The 17624-nt window shown below is 68.8% G+C and carries 19 protein-coding genes; 5 read left to right on the forward strand and 14 right to left on the reverse strand.

Features of this window, described 5'->3' with window-relative positions:
* Positions 1-42: 42 nt before the first annotated feature.
* Genes Q0P60_RS05610 through pdeM form a run of 4 tightly spaced genes read left to right on the forward strand, consistent with a single transcriptional unit; the run spans position 43 to position 5732 of the window.
* On the forward strand, positions 43-1041 hold the full coding sequence (locus Q0P60_RS05610) for a ligase-associated DNA damage response exonuclease (RefSeq protein ID WP_294989464.1): 999 nt from the start codon (positions 43-45) through the stop codon (positions 1039-1041).
* The gene (locus Q0P60_RS05615; RefSeq protein ID WP_294989467.1) at positions 1038-2645 is read left to right on the forward strand and encodes an ATP-dependent DNA ligase; all 1608 of its coding nucleotides are present in this window, start codon (positions 1038-1040) and stop codon (positions 2643-2645) included. The genes Q0P60_RS05610 and Q0P60_RS05615 overlap by 4 nt, the downstream gene beginning before the upstream one ends.
* Positions 2642-5101, forward strand: coding sequence for a ligase-associated DNA damage response DEXH box helicase (locus tag Q0P60_RS05620; protein WP_294989470.1), 2460 nt, complete (start codon positions 2642-2644; stop codon positions 5099-5101). Before Q0P60_RS05615 ends, Q0P60_RS05620 begins: the two co-directional genes overlap by 4 nt.
* Positions 5091-5732, forward strand: a complete 642-nt coding sequence (pdeM, locus tag Q0P60_RS05625) for a ligase-associated DNA damage response endonuclease PdeM (protein WP_294989472.1) — start codon at positions 5091-5093, stop codon at positions 5730-5732. Before Q0P60_RS05620 ends, pdeM begins: the two co-directional genes overlap by 11 nt.
* A gap of 1 nt (position 5733) precedes the next feature.
* Here pdeM and Q0P60_RS05630 read toward each other — a convergent pair whose 3' ends face one another.
* The 9 genes from Q0P60_RS05630 to rlmD form a co-directional block, all read right to left on the reverse strand.
* Complete coding sequence (locus Q0P60_RS05630) at positions 5734-6003, reverse strand: hypothetical protein (RefSeq protein WP_294989474.1); 270 nt, start codon at positions 6001-6003, stop codon at positions 5734-5736.
* A 183-nt stretch (positions 6004-6186) separates the two neighbouring features.
* On the reverse strand, positions 6187-7455 hold the full coding sequence (locus Q0P60_RS05635) for an NAD(P)/FAD-dependent oxidoreductase (RefSeq protein ID WP_294989476.1): 1269 nt from the start codon (positions 7453-7455) through the stop codon (positions 6187-6189).
* A 98-nt stretch (positions 7456-7553) separates the two neighbouring features.
* Positions 7554-7760 carry a cold-shock protein gene (locus Q0P60_RS05640; RefSeq protein ID WP_005410590.1) on the reverse strand — a complete coding sequence of 69 codons (207 nt, stop codon included), beginning with the start codon at positions 7758-7760 and terminating at the stop codon, positions 7554-7556.
* A gap of 88 nt (positions 7761-7848) precedes the next feature.
* Positions 7849-8595 (reverse strand): S-methyl-5'-thioinosine phosphorylase, encoded by a 747-nt coding sequence (locus Q0P60_RS05645; protein WP_294989480.1) that lies wholly within the window; start codon positions 8593-8595, stop codon positions 7849-7851.
* 82 nt (positions 8596-8677) lie between these two features.
* Positions 8678-9232 (reverse strand): hypoxanthine-guanine phosphoribosyltransferase, encoded by a 555-nt coding sequence (locus Q0P60_RS05650; protein WP_005410592.1) that lies wholly within the window; start codon positions 9230-9232, stop codon positions 8678-8680.
* Positions 9232-10239, reverse strand: a complete 1008-nt coding sequence (nagZ, locus tag Q0P60_RS05655) for a beta-N-acetylhexosaminidase (protein ID WP_294989484.1) — start codon at positions 10237-10239, stop codon at positions 9232-9234. Before nagZ ends, Q0P60_RS05650 begins: the two co-directional genes overlap by 1 nt.
* A gap of 174 nt (positions 10240-10413) precedes the next feature.
* On the reverse strand, positions 10414-11112 hold the full coding sequence (locus Q0P60_RS05660) for a DsbA family oxidoreductase (protein WP_294989486.1): 699 nt from the start codon (positions 11110-11112) through the stop codon (positions 10414-10416).
* Between the two features lie 112 nt (positions 11113-11224).
* Positions 11225-11710, reverse strand: a complete 486-nt coding sequence (locus Q0P60_RS05665; protein WP_294989488.1) for a CYTH domain-containing protein — start codon at positions 11708-11710, stop codon at positions 11225-11227.
* A gap of 141 nt (positions 11711-11851) precedes the next feature.
* Positions 11852-13186, reverse strand: coding sequence for a 23S rRNA (uracil(1939)-C(5))-methyltransferase RlmD (gene rlmD, locus Q0P60_RS05670; protein WP_294989491.1), 1335 nt, complete (start codon positions 13184-13186; stop codon positions 11852-11854).
* 127 nt (positions 13187-13313) lie between these two features.
* Here rlmD and Q0P60_RS05675 point away from each other — a divergent pair, with 127 nt between their 5' ends.
* On the forward strand, positions 13314-14042 hold the full coding sequence (locus Q0P60_RS05675; RefSeq protein WP_294989494.1) for a hybrid sensor histidine kinase/response regulator: 729 nt from the start codon (positions 13314-13316) through the stop codon (positions 14040-14042).
* Positions 14043-14082: 40 nt separating this feature from the next.
* Here Q0P60_RS05675 and recO read toward each other — a convergent pair whose 3' ends face one another.
* From recO to lepB, 5 genes are read right to left on the reverse strand one after another with little or no spacing between them, the layout of a single operon-like run.
* Positions 14083-14802, reverse strand: a complete 720-nt coding sequence (gene recO / locus Q0P60_RS05680; RefSeq protein WP_294989497.1) for a DNA repair protein RecO — start codon at positions 14800-14802, stop codon at positions 14083-14085.
* 18 nt (positions 14803-14820) lie between these two features.
* The gene (gene era, locus Q0P60_RS05685) at positions 14821-15717 is read right to left on the reverse strand and encodes a GTPase Era (protein WP_294989500.1); all 897 of its coding nucleotides are present in this window, start codon (positions 15715-15717) and stop codon (positions 14821-14823) included.
* Positions 15714-16394: a ribonuclease III gene (gene rnc, locus Q0P60_RS05690; protein ID WP_294989503.1), complete on the reverse strand. Its 681-nt coding sequence runs from the start codon at positions 16392-16394 to the stop codon at positions 15714-15716. Before rnc ends, era begins: the two co-directional genes overlap by 4 nt.
* Complete coding sequence (locus Q0P60_RS05695; RefSeq protein ID WP_294989506.1) at positions 16384-16767, reverse strand: DUF4845 domain-containing protein; 384 nt, start codon at positions 16765-16767, stop codon at positions 16384-16386. Before Q0P60_RS05695 ends, rnc begins: the two co-directional genes overlap by 11 nt.
* A 52-nt stretch (positions 16768-16819) precedes the next feature.
* On the reverse strand, positions 16820-17614 hold the full coding sequence (gene lepB / locus Q0P60_RS05700; RefSeq protein ID WP_014038087.1) for a signal peptidase I: 795 nt from the start codon (positions 17612-17614) through the stop codon (positions 16820-16822).
* Between the last annotated feature and the right edge of the window lie 10 nt (positions 17615-17624).

Genomic DNA, 17624 nt, shown 5'->3' on the forward strand with positions numbered 1-17624 from the left:
CGGTTCTCACACCGTGCACGAGGCGCAGGCCAGAGTGGTCGCATGACCGGCAACGACGACCTGGTGGTGCTGCGCCCGGAGGGGCTCTACTGCGCCGCCGGCGATTTCCACATCGATCCCTGGCGACCCGTGCCGCGCGCGATCATCACCCATGGCCACGGCGACCACGCACGCCCTGGCATGGGCGAGTACCACTGCAGCGAGGGCAGCCTGCCGATCCTGCGCTGGCGCCTGGGAGAGGTCCCGGTGCACGCGCATGCCGAGGGCGTGCGGTTCGGCCTGGGACGGGTCCAGGTATCGCTGCATCCGGCCGGCCATGTGCTGGGATCGTCACAGGTGCGCATCGACGACGGGCGACAGGTCTGGGTGGCCTCTGGCGACTACAAGCGCCAGCCCGATCCGACCTGCACGCCGTTCGAAGTCGTGCGCTGCGACACCTTCATCACCGAGGCGACCTTCGCCCTGCCGATCTACCGCTGGCCGGACACCGCGGCGGTCGCGGCGGAGATCGTGGCCTGGCGCCGCGAATGCGGCCAGCGCGGCGAGGCGGCGATCCTGCTCTGCTATGCGCTGGGCAAGGCGCAGCGGGTGCTGGCCGAGCTGCGGGCGCTGGACGATCGCCCGGCCTGGCTGCATGGCGCCATCGCCAATGGCGTGGCGGTCTACCGGCAGGCCGGCATACCGATGCTGGAGACGCTGGCGGTCGCAGAACAGGGCCGGCAACCGGATGCGGCCGGCCAGTTGATCCTCGCGCCACCTTCCGCCGCCGGCACGCCGTGGATGCGCCGCTTCGGCCGCCACCAGCTGGGCTTTGCTTCCGGCTGGATGCAGCTGCGTGGCAATCGCCGCCGCCGCAATGTCGATCGTGGCTTCGTCATCTCCGATCACGCCGACTGGCCGGCACTGCTGCAGACGATTGAACAGACCGGGGCGCAGCGGGTGATCGCCACCCATGGCAATACCGATGCCCTGATTCCGTTCCTGCGTGAGCGCGGCGTAGCCGCCGAAGCCTTCCGCACCGATTTCGGGAGCGAGGAGTGAAAGCCTTCGCCGCCCTCTACCAGCGACTGGACCGCAGCACCGCCACGCTGGACAAGCGTGCAGCGCTGGTTGACTACTTCCGCCAGGCACGCGCGCATGACGCGGCATGGGCGCTGTACCTGCTCAGTGGCGGCAAGGTCGGCGGCGCACGCCGGAAGATCGCCGCCAGCGGCGAACTGCGCGCGTGGATCGCCGCAGAATCCGGGCTGCCGCCCTGGCTGGTCGAAGACAGCTATGCGCAGGTCGGTGACCTCGCCGAAACGCTGACCCTGCTGCTGGATGATCCAGCGCATCCCGGCGCCGACCGGCCCTTGGCCGAATGGATCGAACAGCACCTGCTGGCCGTCGCCAACCAGCCCGAAGCCGTCCGCCGCGCAGCGGTGGTCGCAGGCTGGCAGCAGCTGTGCAGCGGCGAACGGCTGGTGTTCAACAAGCTGCTGACCGGTGCGCTGCGTGTCGGCGTTTCGCAGCGCCTGGTGCAGCAGGCACTGGCCGAGTGGTCCGGGCTGGACATCGCACGCATCGCCCAGCGCATGCTCGGCCAGTGGGTGCCTGCGCCGGGGCTGCTCGGCCAGTTATTGTCGCCGGACGAGTTGCCGCTGGACCGGCAGCAGCCCTACCCGTTCTTCCTGGCCTCGCCCCTTGGCGACGAACCCGCCGAGCGCCTCGGCGCGATCGACGACTGGTTGCTGGAATGGAAGTGGGACGGCATCCGCCTGCAGCTGCTGCGCCGGCGTGGCGAAGTGGCGCTGTGGTCACGCGGCGAGGAACGACTGGATGGTCGCTTCCCCGAAATCGAACAGGCGGCGATGGCGCTCCCCGACGGCTGCGTGCTGGACGGCGAGCTGCTGGCCTGGGACGCGGCCACCGATCTGCCGCGCGCCTTCACCGCCCTGCAGACCCGCATCCAGCGCCGCAAGCCCGGCGCGGCCACCCTGCGCAACACGCCGGTCCGGCTGCTCGCCTACGACCTGCTGGAACATGAGGGAACCGATCTGCGCGAACGGCCGTTGCAGCAGCGGCGCGCGCGGCTCGCCGAGCTCATCGCTGCGCTGGACGATGCGCGGATCCAGATCTCACCCGAGGTTGCGGTGCACGACTGGGCACAGGCTGCCGCGATGCGTGAGCAGGCGCGCGAACGCGGCGTGGAGGGGCTGATGCTGAAGCGGCGCACCTCGCCCTACCAGTCCGGACGGCGCCGCGGCGACTGGTGGAAGTGGAAGGTCGATCCGCTCACCCTCGATGCGGTGCTGCTGTACGCGCAGGCCGGCCATGGCCGGCGCAGCACGCTGTATACCGATTACACCTTCGGGGTCTGGGACGGCGACACCCTGGTGCCGGTGGCCAAGGCCTATTCGGGACTGGACGACAAGGAGATCCTCGCGCTCGACCGCTGGATCCGCGCCAACACCCGTGAGCGCTTCGGCCCGGTGCGCAGCGTGCAGGCCGAACAGGTCTTCGAACTCGGCTTCGAGGCGGTCAACCACAGCAGCCGGCACAAGTCGGGCATCGCCGTGCGCTTTCCGCGCATCCTGCGCTGGCGCCACGACAAGCCGGCCCGCGAGGCCGATCAGCTGGCCACCCTGCAGGCGCTGGCACGATGACCCGCAGCCAGGCGTTGCGCCGGCTGGAAGACTGGTTCGCATCCCGCGGCTGGCGTTCGTTGCCGTTCCAGCGCGCGATGTGGCGGCATTATCTTGCCGGCCAATCAGGACTGCTGCACACGCCAACCGGCAGCGGCAAGACGCTGGCCATGTTCGGCGGGCCGCTGCTGCAGGCAATGCTCGACCCGCCGCCGGCGCCACGCCGCGCCAATGCGGTGCGCCCGCTGCAGGTGCTGTGGGTCACGCCGCTGCGCGCACTGGCCAGCGACACCGCGCGCGCGTTGCAGGCCGTGATCGATGGGCTGGGACTGGAATGGCGGGTTGGACTGCGCAGCGGCGACGCCAGCCATCGCGAACGCCGGCAGGCGCGCGAGGGTCGCATCGACGTGCTGGTGACCACGCCGGAATCCCTGGCACTGTTGTTGAGCTATCCGGATACGCAGCCGCGCATGCGCCAGCTGCGCTGCGTGGTGGTGGACGAATGGCACGAACTGCTGGGCAACAAGCGCGGGGTCCTGCTGCAGTTGAACCTGGCCGTCCTGCGCGATACCGCGCCCGCATTGCAGCTGTGGGGACTCTCGGCCACGCTGGGCAATCTGGATGAGGCCCGCGACGTGCTGCTGCCCGGGCAGGCAGATGCCACCCTTGTGCAGGGCGTGCGCCCGCGCGCGATCAGCGTGCGCAGCCTGCTGCCGGAGCCCGGCGAGCGCTTCCCGTGGGCCGGTCACCTGGGCCTGGCACAGCTGCCGCGCGTGCTGCAGGCACTGATGCAGGCACGCAGCAGCCTGCTGTTCACCAACACCCGCGCGCAGGCGGAGTTGTGGCAGCAGGCGTTGGCGGCGGTCTGGCCGGAGGATCCGGAAACGCTGGCGCTGCACCACGGCTCGCTGGATCCGGCGCTGCGCCAGCAGGTGGAAGACGGCCTGCGTGCCGGCACGCTGCGCTGCGTGGTCGCCACCTCCAGCCTCGACCTGGGCGTGGACTTCCCGGAGGTTGAGCAGGTCCTGCAACTGGGCAGCCCGAAAGGCGTGGCGCGGCTGCGCCAGCGCGCCGGACGCGCGCGCCACCAGCCCGGCAGCAGCGGCGCGATTCTGTGCATACCGGGCCATGCGCTGGAACTGGCCGAGTATGCCGCCGTGCGCCGCGCGCTGGCCGAAGGCGTGGTCGAAGCCCGCCGGCCGCCGACGCTGTCGCTGGACGTACTGGCACAGCATGCGGCCAGCCGCGCCCTGGCCGGCGGCTTTGAAAGCGATGCCTTGCTGGCCCAGGTGCGGCGCACCCATGCCTTCGCCACGCTGGGCGACGCGCAGTGGCAGGCGGTGCTGGCCTTCATCGTGCAGGGCGGCCAGGCGCTGGCCCAGTACCCCGACTTCCACAAGGTGGTGCGTGATGCCGATGGCTGCTACCGCATGCATGACCGCCGCCAGGCGCTGCGCCATCGGCTGTCGATCGGCACCATCAGCAGCGACGGCAGCGTGCGCGTGCAGTTCCTGCGCGGCGGCGGGCTTGGCTCGGTGGAGGAGCAGTTTGCCAGCCGCCTGCGCCGCGGTGATCGCTTCCAGTTCGCCGGCCGCCTGCTGGAGCTGGTGCAGCTGCGCGACATGACCGCGTTCGTGCGGCTGGCACGCGGTCGCGGCAACGGCATCGTGCCGCGCTGGCAGGGCGGCCAGTTGCCGCTGTCGATGGCTCTTGGGCGTGAACTGGAAGCGGTCCTGTCGGGCGCCGACCACAGCGCGGAGTCGCGCTGGCTGGTCCCCCTGCTGGCACTGCAGCAGCAGTTGTCGGCCCGTCCCGGACCGGACCACCTGCTGCTGGAGGAGGTGCGCCGCCGCGAGGGACAGTTCCTGTTCGCCTATCCGTTTGCCGGTCGTCACGTGCATGAGGCGCTGGCGGCCCTGTTGTCGTTGCGCTGCACGCGCCTGCAGCGCAACAGCATCGGCTATGCGGTGAACGACCACGGCCTGGTGCTGGCACCGGCACACCCCATCGATCTCGACGCCGCGCAATGGCGGGCGCTGTTCGACCCGCGGCAGCTGCTGGATGATCTGCGCGCGGCGGTGAACCTGGGCGAGCTGGCCCGGCGCCAGTTCCGCGGCATCGCACGCGTGGCGGGCCTGCTGGTGCCCAGCCTTCCCGGCGGCATGCCGCGTTCGCTGCGCCAGCTGCAGGCGTCGGCGGGCCTGCTGTACGACGTGCTGCGCGAGCACGACCCGGATCACCTGCTGCTGGCGCTGGCCGAACGCGAAGTCCTGCACGACAGCCTGGACCTGCCCGGCCTGCAGCAGGTGCTGGCACGGATCGGCACCCAGGCGCTGTCGCTGCAGCGCCCGGCGTCACTGACGCCACTGGGCTTCCCGCTCTGGGCCGAACGCCTGCGCGGGCAGTTCAGCAACGAGGACTGGCGCACACGCGTGCAGCGCGCGGCACAGCAACTGGAACGTCGTCATGGCCGATGAAGTGCCACTGCAGTTGGCCGGCGAGCCGGTGGTCCTGGTCGGTGCGCGTGCGCTGTACTGGCCGGCGCGGCGGGCACTGCTGATCGCCGACCTGCACCTCGGCAAGGCCGACCTCTTCCGCCGTGCCGGCATCGCGTTGCCCAGCGGCGGCACCGGCGAAGACCTGCAGCGCCTGCAGGCGCTGCTCGATACGCATGCCTGTCGCGAGCTGTGGATCCTGGGCGACATCCTGCATGGACCGGCGCATCGTGCCGCCTGGTACCAGCAGTGGCTGGGCTGGCGTGAACGCAATGCCGGGGTGGACGTGCATGTGGTACGCGGCAATCACGACCGGCAGCTGGCGCATGCACAGCTGCAGGTGCAGATTCACGATGACATCCCGCTGCAGCCCTTCCTGCTTCGCCATGAACCGCTGCCGGATCGCGCATTGCACGTGATCGCAGGACATCTGCACCCACAGGTGGCGCTGCCGCCGCTGCGGCGACGCTTCCCTGCGTTCTGGCTGCGCGACCGGATCACCATCCTGCCGGCGTTCTCCGCGTTCACCGCCGGGATCGTGCCGGTTCCTGCCCACGGTGAGCGCATGCTGGCCTGCGTGGATGGCGGCCTGGTCCCGCTGCCGATGCGTTGAATCAGGCCGGGCGGATGTGCAGGTCCGGCATCACACGGAAATCGGGCGTGTCATCGTCACGTCGCCGCGGCAGCGCCTGGACCGCCTCCAGCATCTCCTGCGCGCAGGCGCGGATACGCGCGTGATGTTCTGCAGATGCGTGGCTGATCAGGCTGCCCACATGAAACTCGAACACGTCTTCCAGTACGTCGGGCTGGTCCTCGTGCAGCATCTGCAGCAGACCGCGCAGCTTGCAGATTTCCGATTCCAGCTCTTCGACCGCGAACAACATGGCGTCCTCCTCATTTCGACATCGGCGGCGCGTCCGGGCCGCAGCAGGCAGCGACGGCAGGGCCGCCCGGGGCCATGCGCGATGTTGATCACGGAAAAGGAAACGGGCGACGCGGCTGTCGCGTGCTTCCTTCTTCTCGCATATCCGCAGTGAGGCAACCGTTAATTCACGTGACGATGCGATTCACGCACGTGCGGTGGCTGTGATGGCACCAGGCGGTTCGGCTGCACTGGACAAGGCGTCGATGAAGGCCGGATCCAGCGTCAATGATCCGAACCAGCCATGCTGGGTACCACTGAGCACGCGCAGCATGTGGCCGCGACCGCCGGGCAGGCGCCCCATCGGGCCGAGCAGGACATCACGCGCCTTCGCCCAGGCGTCGCGGTCGGACTGGAACAGCGGCGTCAGCCAGCGGCTCCAGCGCTGGTACACCGCTACATGCGCGCGCCGCTGCGCCTGGTAGGCCTGCAGCGCGACCGTGCTGCCGCCATGGGTGCGCAGCGCATCGCGCAGCGCAAGCGCGTCCAGCAGTGCCATGTTCACGCCCTGCCCCAGCTGCGGGCTCATCGCATGCGCGGCATCACCGGCCAGCACCATGCGCCCCTGGTGCCAGCGCGTCATCACCGCATCACGATAGACCGCGCGCGCCAGCTGGCCGGCTTCGCGCAGGTGGGCGAAGCGCGCCACGGCCTGCGGCCACAGTGCATGCAGTTCTTCCAGCCAGCACGGCATGCCGTCATTCTGCCAGCGCTCGAAGTCGGCACGCGGCAGGCTCCAGAAGAAGCTCAGGCGCGCCGTGTCATCGCCCGGGCGGGTACCCACCGGCAGCAGGCCGATCATCTTGCGTGCCGCCACGTAGCGCTGGCGCAGCTCGTGCACGTGCGGCCAGTCCTCTGCCGGCAGCAGGCACCACAGCGCCCCCCACGGATAGACGCGGTCGAGCCCGGCACCGCCATCGATCGTGCCGCGCAGCGTCGAAGCCGCGCCATCGGCGGCCACCACCAGATCGAACGGCCCGTGCGCGCGCCCCTCGCTGTCGCGCAGGCGGCCGTGCTCCACGTCCACGCTGGCGATGGTGGTACCGGCATGCAGCTGGCCGGCACCGGCCCGCGCTTCATCGAGCAGCGAGAACAACGCACCGCGCTGCATGCCAAGGCCGTGCAGGCGCGCATCCAGGCCGTCGTAGCGCATATCCATCACCGCGCGTTGGCACGGCGTGTCGCCGTACAGGCGGTGGACCGGCGCCGCATGCGCGCGCACTGCATCGAGCAGGCCCATCTGCCACAGCACCTGCAGACCACTGGGCTGCAGCAGGAAGCCCGCCCCGACCGGCCCCGGCGTGGGCACGCGTTCGAAGATCTCCACCTCGTGGCCATCACGGGTGAGCAGGATGGCCAATGCCTGGCCAGCGGTGCCGTAACCAATCACGGCGATGCGCAGTCGTTCCGTCATGGCGGCATTGTGCCTGAGCCGACGGCCAACGGCTCGAAGGCCGCAGCGCAAAAAAAAAACCCCGCCGGAGCGGGGTTTTCAACGCACTGTCGAGTGGATCACTCGGCCGGCGTGATGTTCGAAGCCTGGGCACCCTTCGGGCCCTGGGTCACGTCATAGGTGACACGCTGGCCTTCCTGCAGGCTGCGGAAGCCCTTGGAGTTGATGGCGGAGAAGTGCGCGAACACGTCGGCGCTGCCATCCTCCGGCGAGATGAAGCCAAATCCCTTGGCGTCGTTGAACCACTTGACGGTACCGTTCGGCATGGTAATGCGAGACCTTATGCAATGAATGGGTGGTGTACGCTGAACCCGCGCACAAGCTGAGTATGCAAAGCTTGCCCGGGGAAGACAATCACCCCCGTGCCAATTCGCCCACCAGTTCCGGAAGTCCGTTGCTCGCGGCCTGCACATTGGCCAGTACTTCGGCCATCGTGATCTCCTCGCCATCGCCGCAGCCGGCCGCCCAGTTGGCGATGATCGCCAGGCAGGCGTAGTCCAGCCCCAGCTCCCGTGCCAGCGCGGCTTCCGGCATGCCGGTCATGCCCACCAGGTCGCAGCCGTCACGGCGCATGCGGGCGATCTCGGCGATGGTTTCCAGACGCGGGCCCTGCGTTGCGCCGTAGCAGCCACCGTCGTGGACGCTGACACCGGTCACCCTGGCCGCGGCCAGGATCTTGCTGCGCAGCATCGGCGTGTAGGGGTGGCCGAAGTCGACGTGGACCACATCGGTGCCTTCTTCTTCACAGATGGTGCTGATCCGGCCCCAGGTGTAGTCGATGATCTGGTCCGGGCAGGCCAGCACGCGCGGACCGAAGTCCTCGGTGATGCCGCCGACCGTGTTCAGCGCCAGCACGCGCTGCGCGCCCAGCTGCTGCAGCGCGGCCAGGTTGGCGCGGTAGTTGATCTTGTGCGGCGGCAGCGAGTGGCCCTCGCCATGCCGCGCCAGGAATGCCACGCGATGGCCGAGCAGCGTGCCCACGCGCACCGGGCCGGACGGGCGGCCGAAGCGGGTGTCGACCTCGTGGGTCTGCACGTCGTCGAGCTTGGCCAGGTTGTAGACACCGGTACCGCCGATCACGGCCAGGGCGATCTGTTGCATTCGAAGCACTCCATGAAAAGACGAACGCCGGCACCCGAAGATGCCGGCGGCAGAAGAAGACGCGCCGCGGGCGGCTGCGCCGTTATTCCTTCATCGCGTAGATGGCCGGCACGCAGCGCAGGGTTTCGTTGACGTCCATGCCGAATCCGAACACGTAGCGGTCCGGCAGTTCGATGCCGGCGTAGTCGGCGGTCACGTCCGGCAGCGCGCGGTCGTGCTTCTTCACGGTCATCGCCGCGATACGCACGTCGGTCGCGCCCTGTTCCAGGCACCAGGTGCGCACGCCCTGCAGGGTGTAGCCTTCGTCGAGAATGTCGTCGACCAGCAGCACGCGGCGGCCGAACAGCGAGGTGGCCGGCTTGTGCTTCCAGACCAGGTCGCCACCGGTGGTTTCACCGCGGTAGCGGGTCGCGTGCAGGTAATCGAACTGCACGTCCTGGCCGCGTGCGCCCAGTTCCAGCGCCAGCTGGCCGGCGAACGGCAGCGCGCCGTGCATGATGGACAGGAACAGCGGCACCTCGCCCTTGTAATCGCGCGCGATGGCGTCGGCGATACCAGCGATGGCCTTGTCGATGGTGGGGCGGTCGACCAGCAGGTCAGCCTGGGCCAGGGCCTGGGAAATGGTGAGGTTGGGCATCAGACGGTTCTTCCAAGGGTTTCAAGCAGACGGGATTGGGTGTCGGCATGGCGGGCATCGGCCAGCAGGCCGTCCCAGCCGAGCGCGCCGCGGCCCAGCAGGCCCAGCAGCGCGGCAGTATTGAGGGAGCGTCCCTGCACCGCGTGCAGGGCTTCATCGACCAGTTCCGGGTGGCAGACCAGCACCACGTCGCAGCCGGCGTCCAGGTGCGCATGCACCCGCGCCGGTACGCCACCGGCGCTGTGCGAGGCGGCCATGCCGATGTCGTCGGAGAACACCACGCCACGGAAGCCAAGCTCGCCGCGCAGGATCTCCTGGATCCAGCGCGGCGAGTAGCCGGCGGGCTCCGGGGCCACCTGCGGGTAGATCACGTGCGCCATCATCACCGCGTCGGCGCCGGCGGCGATGCCGGCCTGGAACGGCACCAGGTCCTGCGCGCGCAGCACGTCCAGCGCGCGCGGATCGATCGCGGTATCGACGTGGGTGTCTTCCAGCACGGTGCCGTGGCCGGGGAAATGCTTGAGCGTGGCGGCCATGCCGACCGCATGCATGCCGCGCACGTAGGCGGCGGTGAATGCCGCCACCACCTGCGGATCTTCACTGAAGGCGCGGTTGCCGATGGCCCGGTTGCCGCGGCCGAGATCGACCACCGGCGCGAAGCTCAGGTCCAGGCCGCTGGCCCGCACTTCGCTGGCCATCAGCCAGGCGTGCCGCTCGGCCAGGGCCAGGGCCTGCTGCGGATCGGTGGCGTACAGCGCACCGATGTCCTGCAGCGGCGGCAGCTCGCTGTAGCCTTCGCGGAAGCGCTGCACGCGGCCGCCCTCCTGGTCCACGCAGATCAGCTGCGGGCGCGGCGCGGCGGCACGGATCGCCGCGCTCAGATCGGTCACCTGCTGGCGCGAAGCGAAGTTGCGCTTGAACAGCACCACCCCGGCGACGGCATCGTGCTGCAGCCAGTCACGTTCCTGGGGGGTCAGTTCGGTGCCGGCAACGCCGATCAGCAGCATGGTCGATCTCCACAACACGCGCCCGCATGGCGCAGTGCCGCATTGTCGCAGAACCGGCCGACAGGCGCAGTCCTCCCGAAAAAGGGGACGGAGGGAATTAAGACGTATCCAGCCCTGCCGGGCCGGACAGGCAAGCGCGGGTCAGAGCCCCTGGGGATCTGACCCGGGGATGGGTCAGACCTTGCAGCCGTCCGGACCGCAGGCCTCGTCACCGCCTGCAGCGGCGGGCGGTGCGCCCTGCTGTTCGGCAGCGATCTGCTGCAGGGCCTGGGCGAACGCCTCCGGCGGCTGTGCCCCGGAAATCGCCCAGCGGCCATCGATGACGAAGGTCGGTACAGAGGAAATGCCCAGCGCATGCGCCTCGGCCAGCTTCGCTTCCACCTCGGCCAGGCCGCGGTCGGAGGCCAGCAGCTGGGCGATCTCGCCCGCGTCGAGGCCACCGGCAACGCCGGCCTTGATCAGTACCGCGCTGTCCGCCAGGTTCTCGCCATACTCGAAGTGGGCGCGGAACAGGGCCTCGCCCACCGCGTCCTGCACCCCATGCTGGCCGGCCAGCCACAGCAGCCGGTGGGCCGGCAGCGTGGTCACCCGCACCTGGCCCTGGCCGAAGTCCATCGGCAGGCCCTCGGCACGCGCGGTGGTCTGGGTCTGGCTGAGGATCTGCTCGGTACGCTCGGCGCCACCGAACTTGCGCACGTACGCCTCGCGCAGCGGCACCGGCGTGGCATCCGCGTCCGGGTCGAGCTGGAACGGCTGCCAGTGGATGTCGAGTTCAGGCGCGTTCGCGCCCAGCAACTGCACTCCCTGCTGGAAGCGATGCTTGCCGATCCAGCACCAGGGGCAGACCACGTCGGAGTAGATGTCGATTCTCATCCCCACCACATGGGGCCCCCTGCCCTCGAAAAAAGGGGACGGAGGGGATTAAGTCGCTTTCCGCACAGGCGGGGTAAATACGACTTAATCCCCTCCGTCCCCTTTTTGGGGTTCACCACTGTGAATACGGGTGGCTGGCGAGGGCGACGTTGTAGTAGCGGGTGTCGTCGGTTACTTCGGCGCCGACCCAGTCGGGCAGCTCGATGGCCTGGTCGGCGCTGTCCAGCTCGACCTCGGCCACCACCAGGCCGGCGTTGTCGCCGAGGAACTCGTCCACCTCCCAGGTCAGGCCGGCGTGTTCAACCAGATGCCGGCGCTTGTCGATCAGGCCGCCCACGCACAGCACCAGCAAGGCACGCGCGTCCTCCACCGGGATCGGGTAGTCGAACTCCTGGCGGGTATGGCCAATGGTCCGCGACTTCAGGTTCAACGCGGCCTGCTCGCCCTCGATGCGCACGCGCACCGAGGCGTTCTGGGTACCGCGATCCAGTGCGCCCATGTCGTTGATGTAGCCCTGCGCCATCGGGATCACCCGATGCGCGGCGGTGCGCCAGCCATCACTGCTGACGAGGAATTTGCGTTCGATTTCGATGCCCATGGCGCAATTATGCGCGATTGGCATGACAGGTCCGGGCATCGGCCTGCGCGGGCGCCCCTCACGGCAGGGACGCCCCTCACTGCCCGCGCCCGCCGCGGGTCGGCGGCCGCTGGCACCTGGACCCGCTGCCGGCCGACCGGCTCAGCGCTTCTCGAACACCGCGATGCTTTCCACATGCGCGGTGTGCGGGAACATGTCCATCGCGCCGGCGCTGACCAGGGTGAAGCCCTGTTCGTTGACCAGGTAACCGGCATCGCGCGCCAGCGAACCCGGATGGCAGCTGACATAGACGATGCGCTTGAACTGCTTCAGCGGCAGCTGCTGCAGCACCTCGATCGCGCCCGAGCGCGGCGGATCCAGCAGCAGCTTGTCGAAGCCCTGGCGCATCCACGAGGTGCTGCGCTGGTCCTGGGTCAGGTCGGCGCTGAAGAACTGCGCATTGGCCAGGCCGTTGCGTTCGGCGTTCTCGCGCGCACGCGCCACCAGGCCGGCGTCACCTTCCACGCCGACCACTTCGCGCACGCGGCGCGCCAGCGGCAGGGTGAAATTGCCAAGGCCGCAGAACAGGTCCAGCACGCGCTCGTCCGCGCCGGGCTCGAGCAGGTCCAGCGCGTGGGCGATCATCTTCTCGTTGAGCTTGGCGTTGACCTGGATGAAGTCCAGCGGGCGGAACGCCAGCTCCACATCCCACGGCGCCAGCCGGAACGACAGCGGCACGCCCTGCCCGTCCAGCGGATGCACGGTGTCCACGCCGCCCGGCTGCAGGTAGATGGCGAAGCCATGCTGCTGGCCGAACGCGGCCCAGGCGGCACGATCGGCGTCGCTGAGCGGCTGCAGGTGGCGCACGGTCAGGGCGATGGCGTGGTCGCCGCCGATGAACTCGATCTGCGGGATGTCACGCTTGCCATCCAGTGACTCGATGAAGGTGGACAGCGCCTCGACCTTGGTGCCGATCTCGGGAATGACGGTCAGGCACTGGCTGAGGTCGGCAACGAAACGGGGATCCTGTTCACGGAAGCCGACCAGGGTCTTGTCCTTCTTCTCGACCCGGCGCACCGAGAAACGGCCCTTGCGGCGGTAGCCCCAGCTCTCGCCGACCAGCGGCGCCAGCACCGCGCCGGGCTTCACATGGCCGATGCGCTCCAGGTTGTCCATCAGCACGCGCTGCTTGGCGACGATCTGCTGGTCTTCGTCCAGGTGCTGCAGCACGCAGCCGGCGCAGGTGCCGAAATGCGGGCACTTCGGGGTCACGCGCTGCGGCGAGGCCTGCAGCACCTGCACCGTGCGCGCCTCGTCGAAATGACGGCTGCGCGCGGTCTGTTCGGCCATGACCACCTCGCCCGGCAGCGCGCCACTGACGAAGGTGACCTTGCCGCCCTCGCCTTCACGGCGGGCAACGCCGCGACCATCATGGCTGAGGTCGAGGATCTCGGTCTGGAACGGGGTACGGTCGATGCGGGAGCGGGATCGGGCCACGTGGCAACAGGCTGCGGGCAAAAAAGGGGGCGTATTGTCGCAGATCCTGACCGGCAGGGTCCGGACCCGCTTGCGCCGGCCGCCGCCGTGCATGATGATTGCAGCAGCTGACATGGAGGCAGCCCTGATGCAGATGACCCCGCGGGCCAGCCGGCCACGCTTCCTGCTTGTCGAGGACGACATCATCAGCCGCGGTTTTTTCAAAGCGGCGCTGGAAACGTTACCGGCGGATGTGGACACCGCAGATTCATTGGCCAGCGCCCTGGCCAGCGCCGAACCCGGCGCCCATGACCTGTGGCTGATCGACGTCAACCTGCCCGATGGCAATGGCGCGCAGCTGCTGCGTGAACTGCGCCGTTCGCACCCGGATACCCCGGCGCTGGCGCATACCGCCGACGGCGACACCTCCATTCATGCCCGCCTGCGCGAGGCCGGTTTCAGTGACACCCTGGTCAAGCCCTTGGGCCGCGACCAGCTGCTGAAGGCGGTACGCCGCGCCCTGGTCAACAGCCCGGCGGGGATCTTCGTGGCGCAGGCGCCGGCAGCGGTCGAGCTGCAGGTACAGGACTGGGACGAGACCGCGGCGCTGGCCGCACTCAACGGCCAGCGCAACCACCTGATCGCCCTGCGTGAGCTGTTCCTGGCCGAACTGCCAGGGGTCCGCGACGCCGTCGAGCAGGCGGTGGACCAGCACGACGAGCGCCAGCTGCGCAGCCAGCTGCACCGCCTGCAGGCCAGTTGTGGCTTCGTCGGCGCGGCACGGCTGGGCCGTGCGGTGCGCCAGCTGCATCACGCACCCGAGTCCGGGCAGGCCCAGGCCGGGTTCCGCGCGGCGGTCGCGGCCCTGCTGCACTGAAGGTTGCTCGGCAGGGCTGCAAGCCCTGCCGTCTCCCCCCTCAGCGCCTGGGGGCGAGCTGCTCGAGCAGTTCCCAGGACTTCAGGCCGCGCGACCCAAGGTGATGGGCCAGCACCCGCCGCATCGGCAGGCGCAGGCTGGCCAGGTCGGCCGCGCCCGGCTCCTCGTCCGCGGCCAGCGCCAGCAGTGCCGAACCGGTTGCGGCCGCATGGCGTTCGCCGCCCCGTTCACTGAGCAGGCGCTGCGGCCCCTCCTGCGGGTCCAGCGTGTAACGCGCCGCCGGGTCGATCGCCTGGCCATCGCTGGCACTGTCCAGTTCGAAACCCAGGCCCAGGGCCGACAGCAGCTCGCGCTCGAAGCGACGCAGGGTCCAGGCCAGGCCGGCGCCCACTGCCAACCGCGCACGCGCCTCGCCGTAGGCCAGGTACAACTCGGGCAGCGGATCCTGGCGCGGTGCCAGGCGCAGGGTCAGTTCACCCAGGTAGAAGCCGGCCAGCATCGCCTGGCCGACCAGCCGCGGCGCCGCATCCAGCGCTTCGGCCCCCCGCAGCTGGGCCAGTTCGCCCCGCTGCAGGGCGCTGAAGCGTATCCATTGCAGCGGCTGCAGGGCGGCGCGCAGCACCTGCCCCTTGGCGGTGGACACGCCGCGCGCGAGCAGGCCGATACGGCCATGCTGCGCGCTCAACACCTCGACCAGCAGGCTGGTCTCGCGGTAGGCCCGTGCATGCAGCACGAAGCCGGTGTCGTCCTCGATCAGCATCGAAGCGACCGTCGTGGCTTATTCGTAGCCGAAGGCCTTCAGTGCGGCCTCGTCGTCGGACCAGCCTTCACGCACGCGCACCCAGGTCTCCAGGAACACCTTGGCCCCGAACAGACGCTCCATCTGCAGGCGCGACTTGGCGCCGATCTCCTTCAGGCGGGCGCCGCCCTTGCCGATCACGATCGCCTTCTGGCCTTCGCGCTCGACCCAGATGACCGCACCGATGCGCAGCAGGTTGCCGTCCTCGGTGAAGCGCTCGATTTCAACGGTGGTGGCGTACGGCAGTTCCTCGCCGAGCTGGCGCATCAGCTGTTCACGCACCAGTTCGCCGGCCAGGAAACGCTGGCTGCGATCGGTGATCTCGTCCTCGCCGAACATCGGCGGGGCTTCGGGCAGCAGCTTCAGCACGTCGCGAACCAGCGCTTCCAGGCCGTTGCGCTTCTGCGCCGAGATCGGATGCACGGCGGCGAAATCACGGCCGGCGGTAACTTCCTGCAGGAACGGCAGCAGCGCGCCCTTGTCCTTCAGGCGGTCGATCTTGTTGACCACCAGCACCACCGGGATGCCGGCGTCGCGCAGCACGTTGAAGGCCAGGCTGTCCTCTTCGTCCCAACGGCCGGCTTCGATCACCAGCAGGCCGGCGTCAACGCCTTCCAGCGAACCGCGCGCGGCGCGGTTCATCACCCGGTTCATCGCCCGCTTCTGCACCTTGTGCAGGCCGGGGGTATCGACCAGCACCAGCTGGCCTTCCGGATAGGTGGCGATGCCCAGCAGGCGATGGCGCGTGGTCTGCGGGCGGTTGGAGACGATGCTGACCTTGGCGCCGACCAGGGCATTGGTCAGGGTCGACTTGCCCACGTTCGGGCGGCCAATGACGGCCACGCTGCCGCAATGATGGGGAGTTTGTTCGCTCACTTGGAATCCAGTTGTTCTAGGACGGCCGCAGCCGCCTGTTGTTCGGCAAGCCGCCGCGAGGCGCCTTCGCCCTCGGTGCTGGCGGCCGGGTCAGCTACGTTGCAGCGTACCCGGAAGTGTTTGGCGTGGTCGTCACCGGATTCTGACACCAGTTCATACTGCGGCAACGCCTTCTGTCGGGCCTGCAGCCATTCCTGCAGGCGGGTCTTGGGGTCCTTCTCGGGCCGGCCGGTGGCCGGCAAGGCCTCCATCGAGGCGCTGAACCAGGGCAGCACCACCGCCCGGCAGGCCTCGAAGCCGGCATCCAGGTAGATCGCAGCCACCACCGCTTCCACAGCGTCGGCCAGGATCGAGTCGCGACGGTGGCCGCCGGACTTCATTTCACCGGGGCCCAGGGTCAGCCGTTCGCCCAGCTGCAGGCTCCGCGCGATCACCGCCAGCGCGCCTTCACGCACCAGCTCGGCGCGGGCACGGGTCAGCGCACCCTCGTCAGCCTTGGGCCAGCGCTGGTACAGCGCCTCGGCGACCATCATGTTGACGATGCTGTCGCCCAGGAACTCCAGGCGCTCGTTGTGCGGCGCGCCGGCACTGCGATGGGTCAGCGCCTGCTTGAGCAGGGCCGGATCGCGGAAGGGATGACCGATCAGGTCGCCACGTTGGATGAATTTACTGGTCACCGCTTCGTGTCAGGTCCTGGGAAGAATCAAACTTGCCAACCACGTCGAGGTTGCCGATCAGCGGGCGACGCACTTCGTAGTTGACCTTGAGGGTCCAGCCATTGTCGCGGCGATCGAACTTCACGTTGGACGGCTGCACGTTTTCCGAGTAGTTGATGTACAGCCGCTTGAAGAACAGGTCCTGGATCCGCGACGGCTCCATGCTGCCCACGCCCGGCTCGTTGGCCAGGCTCTTCATCGCCGAGCGCACCGCGTAGTACTCCTGGTACATCGGGAACAGCTTCATCCCGACGTAAAGGAAGAAACCGACCACGATCAGGACCGTCAGGAACGAGGTCAGGGTCATGCCACGCTGCGTGTTCATCGTCTTCATTGCGTTCTCCCCAGATACGCGTTGGATGTGAAAATGCTCAGTTGATGCCCGATCAGTTGATGCTCGAGCCGATCCGCGACGGCTCGAAGCCATCCTTGCAGAACCAGCCCTGGCAGTTCAGCCAGATCAGGAAGGCCTTGCCGCGCAGGTTCTCTTCCGGCAGCAGGCCCCAGAAGCGTCCGTCATCGCTGTTGTCGCGGTTGTCGCCCATCACCAGGTACTTGCCGGCCGGCACGGTCCACTGGCCCTGGCCACGCGGGTAGTCGGTCTCCAGCACGGTGTGGGTACGGCCCGGCAGGTGCTCGACCAGCAGGTTGGCGCCCTCGCCCTGGCCCTTGTGGCCGGCGTAGATGCCCTTGTTGTCGTACTTCAGCGGCTCGCCATTGAGGATCACGCCGTCGCCTTCGAAGACCACGGTGTCACCCGGCACGCCAATCACGCGCTTGATGAAGTTCTCGCCCTTGGCCGGGTCGTTGTCGCTGTGGCCGGGGAAGTGGAACACCACCACGTCGCCACGCGACGGCTCGCCGAACGGCACGATCTTGGTGTTGCTGATCGGCAGGCGCAGGCCGTAGGAGAACTTGTTGACCAGGATGAAATCGCCGATCAGCAGGTTCGGCATCATCGAGCTGGACGGGATCTTGTACGGTTCGGCAATGAAGCTGCGCACGATCAGCACGATCGCCAGCACCGGGAAGAACGCACGCGAGTAGTCCACCAGAACCGGCTCGGAATCGAGCAGGCCCGCGCGCTGGGCGCGGCGCTTGGCAAGGTACAGCTTGTCCGCGAGCAGGATCAGGCCCGAGGCCAGGGTCAGCACGACCAGGAGGATCTCAAACAGTTTCATTCAGGGTCCT

Origin of the sequence: uncultured Stenotrophomonas sp., from assembly GCF_945952405.1 — a bacterium.
GTDB lineage: Bacteria > Pseudomonadota > Gammaproteobacteria > Xanthomonadales > Xanthomonadaceae > Stenotrophomonas.